The following is a 16336-nucleotide window of genomic DNA, read 5'->3' as shown; positions in this document are numbered from 1 at the left end:
TGATGGCGGACAGCAGGGAAGCCCGGTTTCAGCAGGACATCATCGACGCGATGACCGCCGATGGCTGGCTGACCGGTCCGGCCAGCGGCTACGACGCCGCGAGTGCGCTGTACACCGAGGATCTGGTCGCCTACCTGCAGGAGGCGTGGCCGCAGCGCTGGGAGAAGTTCGCCGCCAAGAACCCGCAGGATCCGCAGAAGGCCCTGGTGCGCGCGGTCACGCGCGAGCTGGAGCGTGGCGGCACGCTGGAGGTGCTGCGCCACGGGGTGAAGACGCCGGGGGTGAAGCTGGAGCTGTGCAGCTTCCGGCCCGACCACGAGATGAACCCCGAGTCCCTGGCGCGCTACCGCGCCAACCGCCTGCGGGTGGTGCCGGAGGTCTCGTATTCGTCGCATGCGCGCAGCGGCGAATACAACCCGCGGCTGGATCTGGTGCTGTTCGTCAACGGCATCCCCACCGCCACGCTGGAGCTGAAGAGCGAGTTCAAGCAGTCGGTGGAGAACGCGAAGCGCCAGTACCGGCGCGATCGCCCGGTGAAGGACCCGGTCACTCGCAAACCGGAGCCGCTGCTGACCTTCAGGCGCGGGGCGCTGGTGCATTTCGCGGTCAGCCAGGATCAGGTGGCGATGACCACGCGCCTGAACGGCAAGGATACGGTCTTCCTGCCGTTCAACCGGGGCACCGAAGACGGCGGCGCTGGCAACCCGGCACCGCCGAACCCGGACAGCTACGCCACCGGCTACCTGTGGCAGCGCGTGTTCCAGCCGGATGCCTGGCTCCGAATCATCGGCCGCTTCCTGCACCTGGAGCAGAAGACCGAGGAGGACTTCCACGGCAAGCGGCGCAAGAAGGAGGCGCTGATCTTTCCGCGCTTCCACCAGTGGGACGTGGTGAACCGCCTGATCGAGGCGACGCGCGAGGAAGGCGCGGGGCAGCGCTACCTGATCCAGCACAGTGCCGGTTCCGGCAAGTCCAACTCGATCGCCTGGATCGCGCACCAGCTCGCCGCGCTGTACGACGACGCGGGCGGCAAGCTGTTCAACTCGGTGGTGGTCGTCACCGACCGCACGGTGCTGGACAGCCAGCTCCAGGACACGATCTACCAGTTCGACCATGCGCACGGCGTGGTGCGGCCGATCACCCGCGATGTCGGCAGCCAGAGCAAGTCGGAGCAACTGGCCGAGGCGCTGGCCGAGCAGACGCGCATCATCATCGTGACCATCCAGACCTTTCCGGCGCTGTTCGACGCGCTGGACAAACGCCCGGACCTGGCCGCCGGGCGCTACGCGGTGATCGCTGACGAGGCGCATTCGTCGCAGACCGGCGCCTCCGCGACCAAGCTGAAGGCGATCCTCGGCACCGACATGCCGGAGGACGAGGAGATCAGCGCCGAGGAGCTGCTGGACGCGGCCGTGGCCGCGCGCAAGTCGGTCGAGCGCATCAGCTACTACGCCTTCACCGCCACCCCCAAGGCGAAGACGCTGGAGCTGTTCGGCCGCCCGCCGAACCCGGAGCTGCCGGCATCAAAGGACAACAAGCCCGAGCCGTTCCACCTGTACTCCATGCGTCAGGCGATCGAGGAAGGCTTCATCCTCGACGTATTGAAGAACTACACCACGTACTCGACTGCCTGGAAGCTGGCGCACCCGCACGGCGACGACCAGGAGGTCGAGTCGCGCAAGGCCTCGACCAGGATCGCCCGCTGGGTGCGTCTGCATCCGTACAACATCGCGCAAAGGGTCGAGGTGATCGTCGAGCACTTCCGCGCCAACGTGCGCCATCTGCTGGACGGCCAGGCGAAGGCGATGGTGGTGACCGGGAGCCGCCAGGAGGCGGTGCGCTACGCGCTGGCGATGCGCGAGTACATTCAGGACCGGGGCTACCCGGGCATCCACGCGCTGGTTGCCTTCTCCGGCACCGTACTGCCGGACGGCGTAATCCCCGAGGAGGTGACCGAGACCAGCGCGCTGTTGAACCCGGGGCTGAAGGGCCGCGACCTGGCCGAGGCGTTCGATACCGCCGAATTCAACGTGATGATCGTCGCCAACAAGTTCCAGACCGGGTTCGACCAGCCCAGGCTCTGCGCGATGTACGTGGACAAGAAACTCCAGGGCGTCGACTGCGTGCAGACCCTCTCGCGCCTGAACCGCATCTTTCCGGGCAAGGAGAATACCTTCGTCCTCGACTTCTTCAACGACGCAGAAGACGTTCTCGCGGCCTTCCGCCCGTACTACAACAAGGCCGAGCTGGCCGATGTCTCCGACCCCAATGTCGTGTACGACCTGCAGAAGAGCCTCGACGCCGCCGGCATCTACCACTGGGACGAGGTCGAGAACTTCGCGCGCGCCTTCTTCGATCCAAAGGCCGGCGCCAGCCAGCTCAGCTACTACTGCCAGCCGGCAAAGGAACGCTATACGACCCGGTACAAGGCCGTGCTGGAACGGATCCAGGCCTGGAAGGCCGCGCAGGCGCTCGCCGAGCGCAACGGCGACAAGGCCGGCCTCCACCGCGCCGAACAGGAGCTGAAGGACGCCCACACCACCCGCGACGAACTCGACCTGTTCCGCAAGAACCTGCAGAGTTTCGTGCGCAGCTACGAGTTCCTGTCACAGATCGTCGACTTCGACGACCGCGAGCTGGAACAGCTCTGCGTGTACGCCCGTGCGCTGCACCCGCTGCTGCGCATCGAGAACCTGGAAGAAGATGCGATCGACGTCGACGAACTCGAGCTGACCCACTACCGGCTGAACAAGCGCGCCGAACATCGTCTGAATCTGGCGGAGGAGGGCGGAGACTACAGCGGGCTGAAGCCCGTCACCGACGTCGGTTCCGGCAAGCCCCACGACCCGGAAAAGAAACGCCTTTCCGAGATCATCGACCAGCTCAACGAACTGTTCGGCGCCGAGGTGAGCGACGCAGACAAGCTCCAGTTCGCCAACGGCATCGCCGACCGTATCCGCCGCGACGACGCCGTGATGGCCCAGGTCGAGAACCACAGCCCCGACCAGGTGATGCACGGCCTGTTCCCGAAACGCGTTACCGACACCGTGCTCGACGCGATGACCGACCACGAAAAACTCTCGATGCAGGTGCTGGACAGTCCCGAACACCAGCGCGACTTCGCGCTACTGATCCTGCGCCTGCTGACCGCCGGGGCGGGCGAGCAACGCAACCCCGCCACAAGGACCGGCCCCTGACGACTGCGTGAGCCCACGCGCCACGCGGATCGCGACGCGGTATCCGGTGGCCGGTGCAGGGCCGGTTAGCGTGAAAGAACCCGCGGCGCGCGTCCGGGGTGACCTGTAGGGCGGAAAAGCGCAGCGTCATCCGCCGCTCGGCGTTCGCAGTGCCCAGGCGCCCGCGGCAATCCGGGCGCCAGCTGGCGGATGACGGCCTTCGGCCTTTTCCGCCCTACGCCTCTTTCATCACCGGGGGTGGCCACATAGGCCATGACAGTTAGCGGTTTTTACCGATGGCGTGGTCGCCGCGTTTGGGCGAGGCTTCAGGGCGGGGGTTCGATGCCCTGGAGGCTTGTAACGTGGCTGAGAGAAAACCGTACGAGATCCTGCGGGAGGTGGCCGACGTCTTCGACGATACCGTACCCAACCTGTATCGGATGCTCGCGCGCAGCACGGTCGCGCTGGACGCCTTTGTGTATTTCGAGCAAACGCTGGAACGGCATGGGTGCCTTGCGCGGGACGAGCAGGCAGTAGTGGCTCTCGAAGTCGCCATGCACAACAAGTGCAACTACTGCCGGGGCGTGATGACGAAGGAGGCACGCGCGTGCGGGGTCGATGACAGCAGCATCGAGGCCGTGCTGCATGGGTTCGAACCCGACCATCCACGCCATCGTCTGCTGGTGGCTGCGACACGGCGCCTGGTGGCCGAGTCGGGGTGCCTGGGACAGGCAGAAGTGGCGCTTTTGGAGGAACGGGGACTGGCGTTCGAGGAGCTGCTCGAGATTATCGCCGTGGTCGCTGCCTTCACCCTGGCCACTTATGCGAACAACCTGGCGCGCACCCGGATCGACCCGGAATACCGCTGACAGCGTTGCGATGGCAACGCAGTCTCGCCGGCGCACAGCGGCGGTGGCCACACCGTGTTCCCGTTTGTGCCGGATGGCGCGCGGATGTTGCTGATCCGGCCATCGGGTCTGCGCGCAGGATGGCCCGCAGGCGCCGCGGCGGCCTGCTGGACGCGAATTCGGGGTCGGGGTTACGCTGGGCCCGCCTCGTAACCGGCCGGCGCTCAATGATCCTCATCGACTCGCTCTCCAGCCAGTCTCTCAGCGTGAACACAACCGACGCCGTGGCGCAGCTGTTCGAGGAGCTCTACGACCCGGCACTGCTGATCGACCCAGAACAGGGAGTGATCGTTGGCGCGAACCATGCCGCCTGCCTGTTCCTGGGTTACAGCGCTGATGAACTCGCAGCGCTTACGCCGGCAGATATTCATCCGCACGAGATTCCCCGGCTGGATGCGTTCCTGTTTGCGGTGAAGCACAAAGGCCGATGGGTCGCGGACGACCTCGCCTGCCGCGCCAAGAGCGGCGGACTCATACCCGCCCAGGTGCGCGCGACGCTGGTGCGGATCGCCGGCCGGTCGTTCGTGCTGGCCATCGTGCACGACCGCCGGGATGCGGAACTCGCCGAGCTCGGTCGTTCCATCCGCAAGGTGACTCACGACCTGCGTAACACGATGGTGGCCTCGAGGCTGATGAGCGATCGCCTGCGACGGCACGAGGATCCCCTGGTCAGGCAGAGCGCCGAGATCATTGCCCGCTCCGTGGATCGCGCCCTGGGTATGTGTGAGCGAACCCTGGAGGCCGGCAGCGCCAGCGAGCCGAAGCCCAGGCGCGAACGCTTCACGCTGGGCGATCTGGTCTCCGAGCTACACGCAGCCGCCGGGCCGGAAGAGGTCGCGGCGGTACGGCTGGAGGCCCCGGATGTGGAAACCATGGAGCTGGACGCCGATTACGACCAGATCTTCCGCATCCTGATGAACCTGATCCGCAATGCCATCGGGGCCGGCAGCACCCGAATCCTGCTGACCGGAAACAGCGGTAACGATTGGACGACCATCGTGGTCCGGGATAACGGGCCGGGTCTGCCGGAAGCCATGATTCCCTGTCTGTTCGCTGAAAAGTCGCCGGTGGCCGGCAAGACCGGGGGACTGGGACTGGCGATCGCGTGGGAACTTGCCCGCAACAATGGCGGCGACCTGACCCTCGTCGATTCGGGTCCGCAAGGCACGGCGTTCCGACTGGTGCTCCCCGCACCCGGTGCCGGCCCCGGCGAACTCGCAGCCGGCGCGGGCGGCTAACGTCATCATCCGGCGCCGAATGCGTTCAGCCCCCCGTCCGCATCCTCGTCGCCCTGCATAGGAAAATGCGTCATCGCGAGGAGCGAAGCGACGTGGCGATCCATAAGGCGGTGATTCAATTTGCGTCGTTTGGATTGCCGCGCTTCGCTCGCAATGACAATGGCATTAACAGGCGCTTTTCTAACACCCTCGCACTCGGATTTGGGAGAGGGGACTGAACGGATACCCGGCGCCCGGATCCCGGGGGGGCAGTATCGGATTGCGTCCGGGGCGTTCCGGCGTGCTGCGGCTGGTCCGGTCTACCGGCGGTGGGCATGCTCCATGATGAACCGCCACTGGGCTTCGGTGACCGGCAGAATCGACAGGCGGTTGCCCTTGCGTACCAGCGGGCTGTCGGAAAGTTCGGGCTGCTGCTTCAGCCAGGACAGCGGAAGCACTTCGGAAAACTTCTCCTCGAACGCGACATCGACCCGGTACCAGCGCGGGTTGTCGGGGTCGCTTTTCGGATCGTAGTAGTTGTGATCCGGGTCGAACGCGGCGTCGTCCGGGTAGCCTTCGCGGTGGATGCGCAGTACGCCGACGATGCCGGGAACCGTCGTGTTCGAGTGGTAGAAGAAGGCCAGGTCACCCTTTTTCATCTCGTCGCGCATCATGTTGCGCGCCTGGTAGTTGCGCACGCCTTCCCAGGGCTCCACGCCGACGCGTTCCAGGTCGTCGATGCCAAAGACATCGGGTTCGGACTTCATCAGCCAGTAGCCCATCGGGTCTCCTCGGTCGCTGTGGGTGGCGGGGCCAGTCATGGTATCCGGATCGACGGTCTACCAGAAACCGCCGGGATGGGGGCGATTTCCGCGCGCGGCAAGACGAAAACCGACGTGATTCAGTCCGCTGAGAAGAACTGCCAGCCGGACTCGGTAATCACGCCGTCAAGCCGGACGTCCCAGGGTTGCGCCGCGATGCCGGCGACCTGCTGAAAGTCGTGTGCGACGCCGATCAGCCGCGGCCGGCGGCTCTGGCCGAGGCGGCGGCGGGCGAAGTAGCGGTCGTAGTAACCGCCGCCCATGCCGATGCGATGCCCCTGCGCGTCGAAGGCGACCAGGGGCACCAGCACTGCGGTGATTTCCCGACGCCAGATGCGCCGTGCTCCTGGGCACGGCTCCGGAATGGCGAACGCGTTGCGGCAGAGCGCCTCGCCGGGATGCCAGCTGCGGAAATGCATGCGGCCGGTACGGTGGCGGTCGAGCACCGGCATCGCGATATGCACGCCGGTACTGGCCTGCTGGGTCAAGAGCGGGGTCAGGTCGATCTCGCCGCGAATACCGAAGTAGCCGGCGAGTGTGCCCGGGCGCAGCCAGCGCAGGCAACGGCGGGCGTGTTCGCAGATCAACCGGGAATGTTCCCGAAGGCAGGCATCGGACAACGCCGCGCGTTCGCGACGCAACCGCCGGCGGATCGACTCCGCAGCTTCCCGGGTGTCGACAGGAGCGGGTGGGCGACTCGAATTCGGGGGGGCGTGCACCGCGTGCGCCGTGGTGGCCATCGACCTTGAACCAGTGGTTCAGGTGGGACAGGACTGCGGGTTTACAGGCTTTCCGCTCGAGGCGGACATGCACAACCACCCGAAAGTGCCTGATTCCCGTGGTTGACGATTAGGCTCAAGGGTACCACCAGGCCATTCACGAACGCCGCAGGAACACGCCCGAATACGCATTATGAACCATTCGTGCCGCTTCGTGCAGTGCCCCCCAGTCTTTTCTCGACTGCCTCGGCCAGTGCGTTCAGGCGTTCCGGGGTCCGCACCTCCATGCGTTCGAGATCGCGGCGGCACTGGAGCATTTCGTGTGCGAGGTTCAGCGCAACCATTACCGCGATGCGGTCGGCGCCGACCACCCGGCCCGCGTCACGTACGCCGCGCATGCGCTCGTCGAGAAGGCTGGCGGAGGCGTAAAGCTCGGCGCGTTCTTCGGGCGGGCAGGCGACCTGGTATTCCTTGCCTAGAATGCTTACACGGACCGGTTCGGGAGGGCGGCTCATTCGGGATGCTCCATCGTACGCAGGCGCGAGATCATACCCTCGACCCGATGCCGGACCTGTTCGGTGCGTTCCTTGGCGGCCGAGCGTTCTGCGCGCAACTGCCGCAGTTGTTCGTGCAGGAGCTGGTTTTCCTCGTATAGCGCGTCGTAGCGGTCGGCGAGCAGGGTAACGGCCTTCTCGAGGCGATCGACGGCGGTGTCCACCTCGGTGGGATCGGTGGTGTCCATGTTGTGTTCCCGGCCCTCGGTTGGGTGGCTGTGCTGAGGAGGCTTGCAGTACCGCGAGTCTAGGAGCGGCGGCGGCGGAGCGTCAACTGGGATTGCGGCAAATGCCAACAGGCTCGCGGATTGCGCGGCTGACTGCATGCCCAGGCGTAGGGCGGAAAAGGCCGAAGGCCGTCATCCGCCATCCGGCGCCCGGGTTGCCGCAGGCGCCGGGGAGGCGCGAACGCCGTACGGCGGATGACGCTGCGCTTTTCCGCCCTACGGGTCGCCCGGGACACGAGGCAGGCGGTGACTTTCACGTTAACGTAGCGGAGTAAGTCGTGGTGCCGCCTGCGTTGGCACAGAGGCGTAGGGCGGAAAAGGCCGCAGGCCGTCATCCGCCATCCGGCGCCCGGGTTGCCGCAGGCGCCGGGGAGGCGCGAACGCCGTACGGCGGATGACGCTGCGCTTTTCCGCCCTACGGGTCGCCCGGGACACGAGACAGGCCGTGACTTTCACGTTAACGTAGCGGTGTGAGTCGTGGTGCCGCCTGTGTTGGCACAGCATGTCTGGAGGTTTGTTGAATGACCGCGCCGCGGGAGTCCGACCTGGCCGGGCTGGAACAACTGCTCCGGTCCGCGGGATTGCCGTGCTCGGCACCGGCCGCGCATGGCCTGCTGACCGGATGTCTCGTTGCCGACCCCGGAACGACGGGTGCGGCGCTCGAGCGGGCGCTGGGGGAGGCGCAGCCGGTGACCACGGCGGCGGCAGGGCTGCTGCCGAGAGCGGTGGAGGCCCTGCGGCTCGATCTGTTGCGCGCGTTCAACGACGCCGAACTGAGTTTCGAGCCGATGCTTCCGGGTGAGGCGGCCAGTCTGCAGGAACGCACCCGGGCGCTGGGCGAATGGGTCGATGGCTTCCTCGGTGGCTTCGGACAGACCCCGCGCTCCGGCGAGCAGGCGCCGTCGCCACAGGCAGCCGAGCTGCTCCGGGACTTTGCTGAGATCGCGCGCATCGAACCGGAGCCCGACGACACCGAGGAGCACGAACAGGCGCTGGCGGAACTCACGGAATACGTGCGTGTGGGGGTGATGCTGCTGGCCGACGAGTGCGCCCCCGCCGCACCCCGGACCCCGATCCCGTTGCAATGAAGACACCGCAGATTTCGTCGAAGGATTTCGCCCGCCGCCGGCAGCGACTGATGCGCGCACTGGGCGAGCAGGCGATCGCGATCATCCCGGCCGCCACCGAGCGCCTGCGCAACCGCGACGTCGAATACGCGTTCCGGCAGGACAGCGATTTTCTGTACCTGACCGGGTTCCCCGAGCCGGAGGCGATCGCGGTGCTGGTGCCCGGGCGCGAGGCCGGCGAATACGTGCTGTTCTGCCGTGACCGGGATCCGGCGATGGAAACCTGGAACGGTCGCCGCGCGGGACCGGACGGGGCGGTTTCCGACTACGGCGCCGACTGCGCATTCCCGATCGGCGACGTGGACGAGATTCTTCCGGGGCTGATGGAGAACCGCGTCACGCTGTGTGCGCCGTTCGGCCACAGCGAGGCGCTGGATCAGCGTCTGTTCGGCTGGGTCAACCAGGTCCGCGCGAAGGTGCGTGCCGGGGTGCGGGCACCGCGCGAATTCGTCGCGCTCGAGCACCATCTGCACGAGCAGCGCCTGTTCAAGCAGGCCAGCGAAATCCGGATGATGCGCCATGCCGCGGAAATCTCCTCGGGTGCGCATGTCCGGGCGATGCAGGCCTGCCGGCCCGGGATGGTCGAATACGAGGTCGAGGCCGAACTGCTGCACGAGTTCCGCCGCCACGGAGCGGAGCCGGCGTATCATTCGATCGTCGGCGGCGGCGAGAATGGCTGCATCCTGCATTACGTCGAGAACCGTTCCACGCTGCGCGACGGGGACCTGCTGTTGATCGATGCCGGCTGCGAGTACCAGGGGTATGCGTCCGACATCACCCGGACTTTCCCGGTGTCGGGACAGTTCACCTCTGCCCAGCGCGAAGTCTACGAGCTGGTGCTGGAGGCCCAGGCCGCCGCAATCGCGAAGGCGGTTCCCGGCAACCACTGGAACGATCCGCACGACGCGGCGGTGGGCGTGCTGACCCGCGGCCTGAAGGCACTCGGCGTGCTCAAGGGCCGGCCGGCAGACCTGATACGCAAGGAAGCCTACAAGCCGTATTACATGCATCGCACCGGGCACTGGCTGGGCCTCGACGTGCACGACGTCGGGGATTACCGCATCGGCGACGCATGGCGCCTGCTCGAGCCCGGCATGGTGCTGACGGTCGAACCGGGCCTTTATTTCGGCCCGCAGGCCAGTGCCCCGAAACGATTCCGCGACATCGGCATCCGCATCGAGGACGACGTCGCGATCACCCGGTCCGGGCATGAGGTGTTGAGCGCCGATTGCCCGAAGACGGTGGCAGCGGTCGAGGCCTGCTGCGCGACAGTCCCGGCACGGGCCGGATCCGGCGTGCGCTGATGGCTGCCGGTATGCTGCGCAGCGACGTGCTGGTGGTGGGTGCGGGCCCGGTCGGGGCGCTGCTTGCCTGCATTCTCGCGCGCGCCGGTCGCAGCGTGCTGCTCGCCGAGCGCGGGCGGCTCCGCCCGGACGCCGATGCGAACCCGGACACCCGGGGATACGCGTTGTCCGCAGGCTCGGTGATGCTGTTCGAGGATCTCGGCTACTGGCCGGCGCTGATGCCGTTCGCGGCGCCGATTCGGGAGATCCACGTGAGTCGCGAGGGCACGCTGGGCACCGTGTTCATGGACTCCGACAGCCAGGGTATCCGGGCGCTGGGGCAGGTCGTTCCCGCTGCTCGAATCGACGCGCTGCTCGCGGGGGAACTGGCCCGGGCCGGGGTCCGGGTGCTGGAGGAAACCGGGTTCGAGAATCTTTCGGCTGCGAAACGGGGACGCCGGCAGGCGGTGGTCGCCGGCCCCGATGGCGACCAGCGGATCAGCGCCCGGTTGATTGTCGCGGCCGACGGCATCCATTCGGCCGCGCGCGCGGCCGCCGGGATCCAGGTGCTGCGCCGCCGCTACGATGCCGATGCGCTGGTGTTCGACGTGCGGCCGGCGCGTGCGCACCGGGGGCGCGCCTTCGAACGCTTTACGCCGGAGGGGCCGCTGGCCCTGTTGCCGCAGTCCGACGACCGGATGAACGTCGTCTGGGTCGCGCCCGCCGAGGTCTGTGACCGCCGGCAGCAGCTTGGCGACCTCGACCGCCTGGCGGAATTGCAGCAGCGTTTCGGCTGGCGTCTCGGGCGACTGCAGACGGCTGGAGGTCCGGTCGGCCGGTTTCCGCTGGAGCAGCTGCGGGCGCGATCCCTGTATGCGGAGCGCCTGGCGCTGGTCGGCAACGTCGCCCATGCACTGCACCCGGTTGCCGGGCAGGGCCTGAACCTTTCGTTGCGCGACGTCGCCGCCCTGGCGGCGGGTATCCTGCGCGCGGACGATCCGGGTGCCCGCGAGGTGCTGGCGGCCTACGCCGCCGCGCGCGAGGCCGACATCGGCCGGGTCGCCGCGGCCACGGACTTTCTGGCCCGCGGCATGCTGGCGGATGGAGGCCTGATTCGGCATGTGCTGGGTGCCGGGATGTGGATGCTCGACCGCCTGGAACCGTTGCGGCGATTCTTCGCCACCGAGGCGATGGGTCTGCAGCCGCAGCCGCGTCACCTCCTGCGCGAGCTGCCCGCGGCGCGGAAGGCGCCGCCGCGGCGCGAGGCGTCGCGATGACCGGGCAAGGCGGCGAGTTCGATTGCGTGGTGGTCGGCGGCGGCGCCGCGGGTGCCGCCACGGCCCTGGGCCTGTTGCGGGCCGGGTGGCGGGTCGCGCTGGTCGAGCGCAACCCGCGGCCCCGGTTTCCGAAAGGAACCCCGGTGACCCGGGTCGCGACGCTGAATGCCGCCTCGATGCGCCTGCTCGAGGATCTCGGCGTTGCGCAGGCAGTACTGGACCGGCGCGGGCATGCGTTCTACCGCATGGAGGTCTGGGATGCGCACAGTACCGCGGCGATCCGCTTCGATGCCGACGAACTCGGCGTGCCCGCGCTCGGGTGGACGGTGGAACTGCTGGCGCTGGAAACGAGCCTCTGGGAGGCGCTGGAGGCCAACGGGGCCGATCTGCGTGCCGAGACGCGTTGGCGGGCGATCGATTGGCGCCCGGACCGGGTCGACCTGCACCTGCAGGGGGGCGGCGTGCTCAGAACGCGCCTGCTGGTGGCCGCCGACGGTGGCGAGTCGCCGTTGCGGACCCGCGCCGGGATCGCGGTGCGCCGCACGCCCTACCACGCGAGCGGTGTGGTCGCGACGGTGGGTACCCGGTTCGCGCACGAAGACACCGCGTGGCAGCGCTTTGATCACGACGCGATCGTCGCGTTCCTGCCATTGGCCGATGGCCGCTGCTCGATCGTCTGGTCCCAGCCCGACTACGCGGCGGAGGCGGTGATGGCGCTCGACGACGACGCCTTCGCCCGGGCGCTGGAAGACGCGTTCGGCGGGCGGCTCGGGACGATCGAGTCGGTGTCGCCACGCCACCTGTTCCCGCTGGTGGGCCGGCAGGCGCAGGACTACGCACGCGGGCGACTGGTGCTGGTCGGCGACGCAGCCCATACCATCCACCCGCTGGCCGGGCAGGGGCTGAACCTGGGGTTCGCCGACGTACAGGCGCTGCTCGAGGCCCTGCCCGACGAAGCCGGTGGCGATCCTGCCGGCACTGCTGGCCTGCGCGAATATACCCGCAGCCGGCGTCTCGAGAACGAGACGATGCTGCGGGCGATGGAAGGCCTGCGCTGGTTGTTCGGGTCGCGCCAGCCGCTCGTTGCGGCACTGAGGGCCGCCGGCGTGCGGCAGACCGACCGCAGAGACCTGCTGAAGCGTTTCTTCGCGCTGCGCGCACTCGGGCTTTGAGCGGTGGGGCAGCCCCGAATCGCGGGGCCGCGTAATCGGCACCTATCGGCTGTTCTTCGTTCGGAAAAATGCCGGTTTCCGGGGCTTGCAATTCCTGTTTATGCACATCCTCGGAGCCTCTTGTGGATCTGCAGTAAGGGCCGTCGTCGGTTTTCGCAGAGCAGCATTAGAGGCCTTTGAATTAACGAAAAAACAGTCACTTGCGTATTTTGGTCAAGATTTGGCCAGTTTGATTCCAGGCGAGCAGCCATAGGGGCTGCAGGGGATTGGCGACAACTCTTCCACAGAGTTATCCACAGGTACTGTGGAAAAGTGACAGATGTGTTAATGCCTCAGGGACTTAAGCGGCAATCCTGCGAATGCCTGCGATGAATGCCGGGCAAGTGGATGCCCATGGCGATCGGGCAGGCTTTCGCGATGGCGCCGTATTGGTCTAGACTTTGCTGCAACTGCCGGCTGCGGGTGCGCCCCGCTGCCGCACCTCCTTGGAAGAGAGTCATCCGTATCGTGGATGACCGCCGAAGGCGCAACGTCCGCCCGGAATCGCTCAGGCTGTAGGACCGGGGAGGTGTACTCAGGCAGACTCTGGAGAGCGGCCGCATGCGGCCCACCGAAGGGGGCGTTGCCTGCAACGCAAACTCTCAGGTTTCAGGACAGAGGGGCGGCTGATGGCGAATGCTGTCGGCCGCCCTTTTCGTTGTGATCGATGCCATGCTGCAAGGAGTCCGGATGACCCTGAAAACCACCGCCCTGCATTCCGCCCACCAGCGCGCCGGTGCGCGCCTGGTCGATTTTGCCGGCTGGGAGATGCCGCTGCACTACGGTTCCCAGCTCGAGGAACACCGCGCCGTGCGGGAATCCGCCGGGGTGTTCGACGTCTCGCACATGCGGGTCGTCGACATCCAGGGGGTCGGGGCCAAAGACTTCCTGCGGCGGCTGCTTGCGAACGACGTCGCGAAGCTCAAGTCCGAGGGGCGTGCGCTGTACAGCTGCATGCTGAACGAGCAGGGCGGGATCCTGGATGACCTGATCGTGTATTTGCGGGGCGATGAGGGCTATCGGGCGGTGGTGAATGCCGCGACCGCAGAGGGCGATATCGCGCACATGCGGGCGCTTGCGGACCCTGCGACGGTTCGCGTCGAGGTCCGTGCGGAACTCGCGCTGCTGGCGGTTCAGGGGCCCGATGCGGTCTCCCGGATGCTGGCGCTGTTGCCCGACGACCTGCGCGTGGCGGGAGAGCTGCGGCCGTTCAGTGCAGTCTGGAACGACGACTGGATGGTGGCCCGGACCGGCTACACCGGAGAGGACGGCTTCGAGATCATGCTGCCGGCCGCGACGGCCGAGTCCCTGTGGGAGGCGCTGCTCGCCGCGGGTGTGCGCCCGGTCGGTCTCGGGGCCCGCGATACCCTGCGCCTGGAGGCCGGCATGAATCTCTACGGCACCGACATGGACACCACGACCACGCCGCTGGTATCGAATCTGGGCTGGACGGTCGCCTGGGAGCCCGAGGACCGCGCGTTCATCGGGCGCGAGGCACTCGAACGCCAGCGGGCCGAGGGTGTGCCGGAGAAGCTGGTCGGCCTGGTGCTCGAGGGCCGCGGCGTGTTGCGCGGCGGCACGCGTATCGAAACCGAGGCCGGGGATGGCGTGGTGACCTCCGGCAGCTTTTCGCCCACACTCGGCGTGTCCATCGCGCTGGCCCGGATTCCGGCGGCTTCCGCGAATGCGACGTTGACCGCCGATCTGCGCGGCAAGCCGCTTCCGGTTCGGGTGGTGAAGCCGGTATTCGTACGCCACGGCAAGTCGCAGATCGGCTGAGAGCGACTCCCGTTCCGCGCCCCGGCGGACGGCACCCGGCCGGGACCGCAACTGTTCAAGCTACCCGAGGAATTCGAGATGACCGAAACCAGAACGAATCTGAAATACAGCAAGAGCCACGAGTGGGTGCGCCAGGAGGAGGACGGTTCGCTGACCGTCGGGATCACCGATCACGCGCAAACGCTGCTGGGCGACCTGGTGTTCGTGGAAGCGCCGGAACCGGGCTCGCAGGTGCAGGCCGGCGAACCCTGCGCGACCGTCGAGTCGGTGAAGGCCGCATCCGATGTCTACGCACCGGTGTCCGGCGAGGTGGTGGCAGTCAACGAGGAACTGGCCGACAGCCCGGAACGGGTCAACGAATCGCCGTTCGAAGAGGGCTGGCTGTTTCGGGTCCAGCCCACCGATGCTGCCGGCCTCGATGCACTGCTGGACGCCGACGCCTATGCCGAACTGGTAGCCAGCGAGGAATGAACCTGCCGTCCCGCGGTCCGGCCCCGGATCCCCAGCGCTGCGGCCCGACGCGCGCCCGGGCGCCGGGTGCTGCATCCGCGGGCTGCCCCGGGCGTGTCTGAACCGACCCCCGAATCTGCCCGAGAAATTGCCCATGCCTTTCATCCCGCACACCGAAGACGATACCCGCCAGATGCTGGAACAGATCGGCGTGACGTCGATCGACAGCCTGTTCGACGAGATCCCCGCGGAATTGCGGACCCCGCCGTTGTCCGGAATTCCCGAGGGCCTGACGGAAATGGAGATCGCGCGACTGATGCGGGATCGGGCCGGGCGCGACGGCATGCCGCTGAGCTTCATCGGCGCCGGCGCCTACGAGCACCATATCCCGGCAGCCGTCTGGCAGATCGCGACGCGCGGGGAGTTCTACAGCGCCTATACCCCGTACCAGGCGGAGGCCTCGCAGGGCACGCTGCAGCTGATCTACGAGTACCAGACGATGGTCAGCCGGCTGACCGGCATGGAAGTGTCGAATGCGTCGCTGTACGACGGGGCGTCGGCGCTGGCCGAAGCCGTGCTGATGGCGGTGCGCATCAACCGGCGGTCGAAGAGCAACCGGGTGCTGGTGCCGGGTGCGCTGCATCCGGCCTACCGCGCGGTCGTGCGCGCGATCGTCGGGAACCAGGGCATCGAACTCACCGAACTGCCCTGGGACGAGCGCCACGGTGGCATCGATCCCGAGCGGTTGGCGGGGTTCGAGCAGGACGACATCACCGCGCTGGTGATCGCGCAGCCCAATTTCTTCGGCGTGCTCGAGGACGCCGACGCGCTGACCCGCTGGGCCGAGGCCCGCGCCGTGCCGGTGATCGCGGTGGTCAATCCGGTCGCGCTGGCACTGGTCAAGCCGCCCGGCGAATGGGGTGACCGCGGCGCCGACATCGTGGTCGGCGAGGGTCAGCCGCTCGGAGCGCCGCTGTCCAGCGGCGGCCCGTACTTCGGCTTCATGACCACACGCCGCGAACACATCCGCCAGATGCCGGGGCGCATCGTGGGGCGCACCGAGGATGCCGACGGCCGCCCCGGCTTCGTGCTGACGTTGCAGGCGCGGGAGCAGCACATCCGCCGTTCGAAGGCCACCTCGAACATCTGCACCAACCAGGGTCTGGTGGTTACCGCGGCAACGATCCACATGGCCCTGCTGGGTGACGCGGGGCTGACACGGGTCGCCGAGGCCTGCTGGGCGAACACCCGGGCGCTGACCGATCGCCTTGCGGAATACGGGATCCGGCCCCGGTTCGAGGGGCACCACTTCCACGAACGGGTGTTCGATTTCGGCCCGGATGCCACCGGCATTCTGGCGCGGATGGCCGGCGAGGGCGTGCTTGGCGGGTATGCGCTGGAACAGGACTATCCCGACTTGCGCGGCGGTGTGCTGGCCTGTGCGACCGAAACCAAGACCGACGCCGACCTGGACCGTCTGGCAGCGGCGCTGGCCCGTGCGACCGCGGCGTGACGACGCGGCCACCGGCCGCCGGCGCAGCGAGTGCCCGAGGGGACGAGGGCCCAGCGCACGCCGGCCCGTCATTT

At 67.5% G+C, this 16336-nt stretch carries 16 protein-coding genes, 1 other RNA gene and 2 riboswitches; of the genes, 10 read left to right on the top strand and 7 right to left on the bottom strand.

Annotated features, from left to right (window positions below; all coding sequences use genetic code 11):
• Window positions 1–2 precede the first annotated feature (2 nt).
• The 3 genes from THITH_RS11100 (at window position 3) to THITH_RS11090 (ending at window position 5322) form a co-directional block, all read left to right on the top strand.
• Window positions 3–3197, top strand: a complete 3195-nt coding sequence (locus THITH_RS11100) for a type I restriction endonuclease subunit R (RefSeq protein WP_025367500.1) — start codon at window positions 3–5, stop codon at window positions 3195–3197.
• A 341-nt stretch (window positions 3198–3538) separates the two neighbouring features.
• The gene (locus THITH_RS11095) at window positions 3539–4045 is read left to right on the top strand and encodes a carboxymuconolactone decarboxylase family protein (RefSeq protein ID WP_006748017.1); all 507 of its coding nucleotides are present in this window, start codon (window positions 3539–3541) and stop codon (window positions 4043–4045) included.
• Between the two features lie 206 nt (window positions 4046–4251).
• On the top strand, window positions 4252–5322 hold the full coding sequence (locus THITH_RS11090) for an ATP-binding protein (RefSeq protein ID WP_041483794.1): 1071 nt from the start codon (window positions 4252–4254) through the stop codon (window positions 5320–5322).
• A gap of 299 nt (window positions 5323–5621) precedes the next feature.
• Here the strand turns inward: THITH_RS11090 and THITH_RS11085 are convergent, their stop codons facing one another.
• The 7 genes from THITH_RS11085 to THITH_RS19305 all read right to left on the bottom strand — a co-directional run bounded on the left by THITH_RS11085 (window position 5622) and on the right by THITH_RS19305 (window position 8126).
• Entirely contained in the window at window positions 5622–6083 is a 462-nt protein-coding gene (locus tag THITH_RS11085; protein ID WP_006748019.1) for an EVE domain-containing protein, read from the bottom strand.
• A 119-nt stretch (window positions 6084–6202) separates the two neighbouring features.
• Window positions 6203–6763, bottom strand: a complete 561-nt coding sequence (locus THITH_RS11080) for a 5-formyltetrahydrofolate cyclo-ligase (protein ID WP_232222194.1) — start codon at window positions 6761–6763, stop codon at window positions 6203–6205.
• 70 nt (window positions 6764–6833) lie between these two features.
• Window positions 6834–7019: non-coding RNA, 6S RNA (ssrS, locus tag THITH_RS18045), on the bottom strand.
• A 13-nt stretch (window positions 7020–7032) separates the two neighbouring features.
• On the bottom strand, window positions 7033–7356 hold the full coding sequence (locus THITH_RS11075) for a cell division protein ZapA (RefSeq protein WP_006748021.1): 324 nt from the start codon (window positions 7354–7356) through the stop codon (window positions 7033–7035).
• The gene (locus tag THITH_RS11070; RefSeq protein WP_006748022.1) at window positions 7353–7583 is read right to left on the bottom strand and encodes a cell division protein ZapB; all 231 of its coding nucleotides are present in this window, start codon (window positions 7581–7583) and stop codon (window positions 7353–7355) included. Before THITH_RS11070 ends, THITH_RS11075 begins: the two co-directional genes overlap by 4 nt.
• A gap of 59 nt (window positions 7584–7642) precedes the next feature.
• Window positions 7643–7879 (bottom strand): hypothetical protein, encoded by a 237-nt coding sequence (locus THITH_RS19310; protein WP_084222659.1) that lies wholly within the window; start codon window positions 7877–7879, stop codon window positions 7643–7645.
• 1 nt (window position 7880) lies between these two features.
• On the bottom strand, window positions 7881–8126 hold the full coding sequence (locus tag THITH_RS19305; protein ID WP_084222658.1) for a hypothetical protein: 246 nt from the start codon (window positions 8124–8126) through the stop codon (window positions 7881–7883).
• Window positions 8127–8143: 17 nt separating this feature from the next.
• On the opposite strand from THITH_RS19305, the gene THITH_RS11065 reads away from it, so the two are divergent.
• The 7 genes from THITH_RS11065 to gcvPA all read left to right on the top strand — a co-directional run bounded on the left by THITH_RS11065 (window position 8144) and on the right by gcvPA (window position 16262).
• Window positions 8144–8710 carry a UPF0149 family protein gene (locus THITH_RS11065; RefSeq protein ID WP_006748023.1) on the top strand — a complete coding sequence of 189 codons (567 nt, stop codon included), beginning with the start codon at window positions 8144–8146 and terminating at the stop codon, window positions 8708–8710.
• A complete protein-coding gene (gene pepP / locus THITH_RS11060) occupies window positions 8707–10053 on the top strand; it encodes a Xaa-Pro aminopeptidase (RefSeq protein ID WP_006748024.1) in 1347 nt (448 codons plus the stop codon). Before THITH_RS11065 ends, pepP begins: the two co-directional genes overlap by 4 nt.
• The gene (locus tag THITH_RS11055) at window positions 10053–11309 is read left to right on the top strand and encodes an FAD-dependent monooxygenase (RefSeq protein WP_006748025.1); all 1257 of its coding nucleotides are present in this window, start codon (window positions 10053–10055) and stop codon (window positions 11307–11309) included. The genes pepP and THITH_RS11055 overlap by 1 nt, the downstream gene beginning before the upstream one ends.
• Window positions 11306–12481: an FAD-dependent oxidoreductase gene (locus THITH_RS11050; protein WP_006748026.1), complete on the top strand. Its 1176-nt coding sequence runs from the start codon at window positions 11306–11308 to the stop codon at window positions 12479–12481. The genes THITH_RS11055 and THITH_RS11050 overlap by 4 nt, the downstream gene beginning before the upstream one ends.
• Before the next feature lie 476 nt (window positions 12482–12957).
• Window positions 12958–13054, top strand: a riboswitch (glycine riboswitch).
• 2 nt (window positions 13055–13056) lie between these two features.
• Window positions 13057–13148: riboswitch (glycine riboswitch) on the top strand.
• Window positions 13149–13210: 62 nt separating this feature from the next.
• Complete coding sequence (gene gcvT, locus THITH_RS11045) at window positions 13211–14299, top strand: glycine cleavage system aminomethyltransferase GcvT (protein WP_006748027.1); 1089 nt, start codon at window positions 13211–13213, stop codon at window positions 14297–14299.
• 78 nt (window positions 14300–14377) lie between these two features.
• The gene (gene gcvH, locus THITH_RS11040; RefSeq protein ID WP_006748028.1) at window positions 14378–14770 is read left to right on the top strand and encodes a glycine cleavage system protein GcvH; all 393 of its coding nucleotides are present in this window, start codon (window positions 14378–14380) and stop codon (window positions 14768–14770) included.
• A 133-nt stretch (window positions 14771–14903) separates the two neighbouring features.
• A complete protein-coding gene (gcvPA, locus tag THITH_RS11035) occupies window positions 14904–16262 on the top strand; it encodes an aminomethyl-transferring glycine dehydrogenase subunit GcvPA (protein ID WP_006748029.1) in 1359 nt (452 codons plus the stop codon).
• Window positions 16263–16336 lie beyond the last annotated feature (74 nt).

Origin of the sequence: Thioalkalivibrio paradoxus ARh 1 (assembly GCF_000227685.2) — a bacterium.
Classification (GTDB): domain Bacteria; phylum Pseudomonadota; class Gammaproteobacteria; order Ectothiorhodospirales; family Ectothiorhodospiraceae; genus Thioalkalivibrio; species Thioalkalivibrio paradoxus.
Note: the sequence above shows the minus strand (reverse complement) of the source record. Positions and strands in the feature narration are given on the sequence as shown.

Excerpts from the sequence above, each read along its gene's own strand:
- gcvPA (WP_006748029.1), top strand. The coding sequence starts at position 14,904 with ATGCCTTTCATCCCGCACACCGAAGACGATACCCGCCAGATGCTGGAA.
- THITH_RS11055 (WP_006748025.1), top strand. The coding sequence starts at position 10,053 with ATGGCTGCCGGTATGCTGCGCAGCGACGTGCTGGTGGTGGGTGCGGGC.
- THITH_RS11070 (WP_006748022.1), bottom strand. The coding sequence starts at position 7,583 with ATGGACACCACCGATCCCACCGAGGTGGACACCGCCGTCGATCGCCTC.
- pepP (WP_006748024.1), top strand. The coding sequence starts at position 8,707 with ATGAAGACACCGCAGATTTCGTCGAAGGATTTCGCCCGCCGCCGGCAG.
- THITH_RS11090 (WP_041483794.1), top strand. The coding sequence starts at position 4,252 with ATGATCCTCATCGACTCGCTCTCCAGCCAGTCTCTCAGCGTGAACACA.
- THITH_RS11100 (WP_025367500.1), top strand. The coding sequence starts at position 3 with ATGGCGGACAGCAGGGAAGCCCGGTTTCAGCAGGACATCATCGACGCG.
- gcvT (WP_006748027.1), top strand. The coding sequence starts at position 13,211 with ATGACCCTGAAAACCACCGCCCTGCATTCCGCCCACCAGCGCGCCGGT.
- THITH_RS11050 (WP_006748026.1), top strand. The coding sequence starts at position 11,306 with ATGACCGGGCAAGGCGGCGAGTTCGATTGCGTGGTGGTCGGCGGCGGC.
- THITH_RS19305 (WP_084222658.1), bottom strand. The coding sequence starts at position 8,126 with ATGCTGTGCCAACACAGGCGGCACCACGACTCACACCGCTACGTTAAC.
- gcvH (WP_006748028.1), top strand. The coding sequence starts at position 14,378 with ATGACCGAAACCAGAACGAATCTGAAATACAGCAAGAGCCACGAGTGG.
- THITH_RS11075 (WP_006748021.1), bottom strand. The coding sequence starts at position 7,356 with ATGAGCCGCCCTCCCGAACCGGTCCGTGTAAGCATTCTAGGCAAGGAA.
- THITH_RS11085 (WP_006748019.1), bottom strand. The coding sequence starts at position 6,083 with ATGGGCTACTGGCTGATGAAGTCCGAACCCGATGTCTTTGGCATCGAC.
- THITH_RS11065 (WP_006748023.1), top strand. The coding sequence starts at position 8,144 with ATGACCGCGCCGCGGGAGTCCGACCTGGCCGGGCTGGAACAACTGCTC.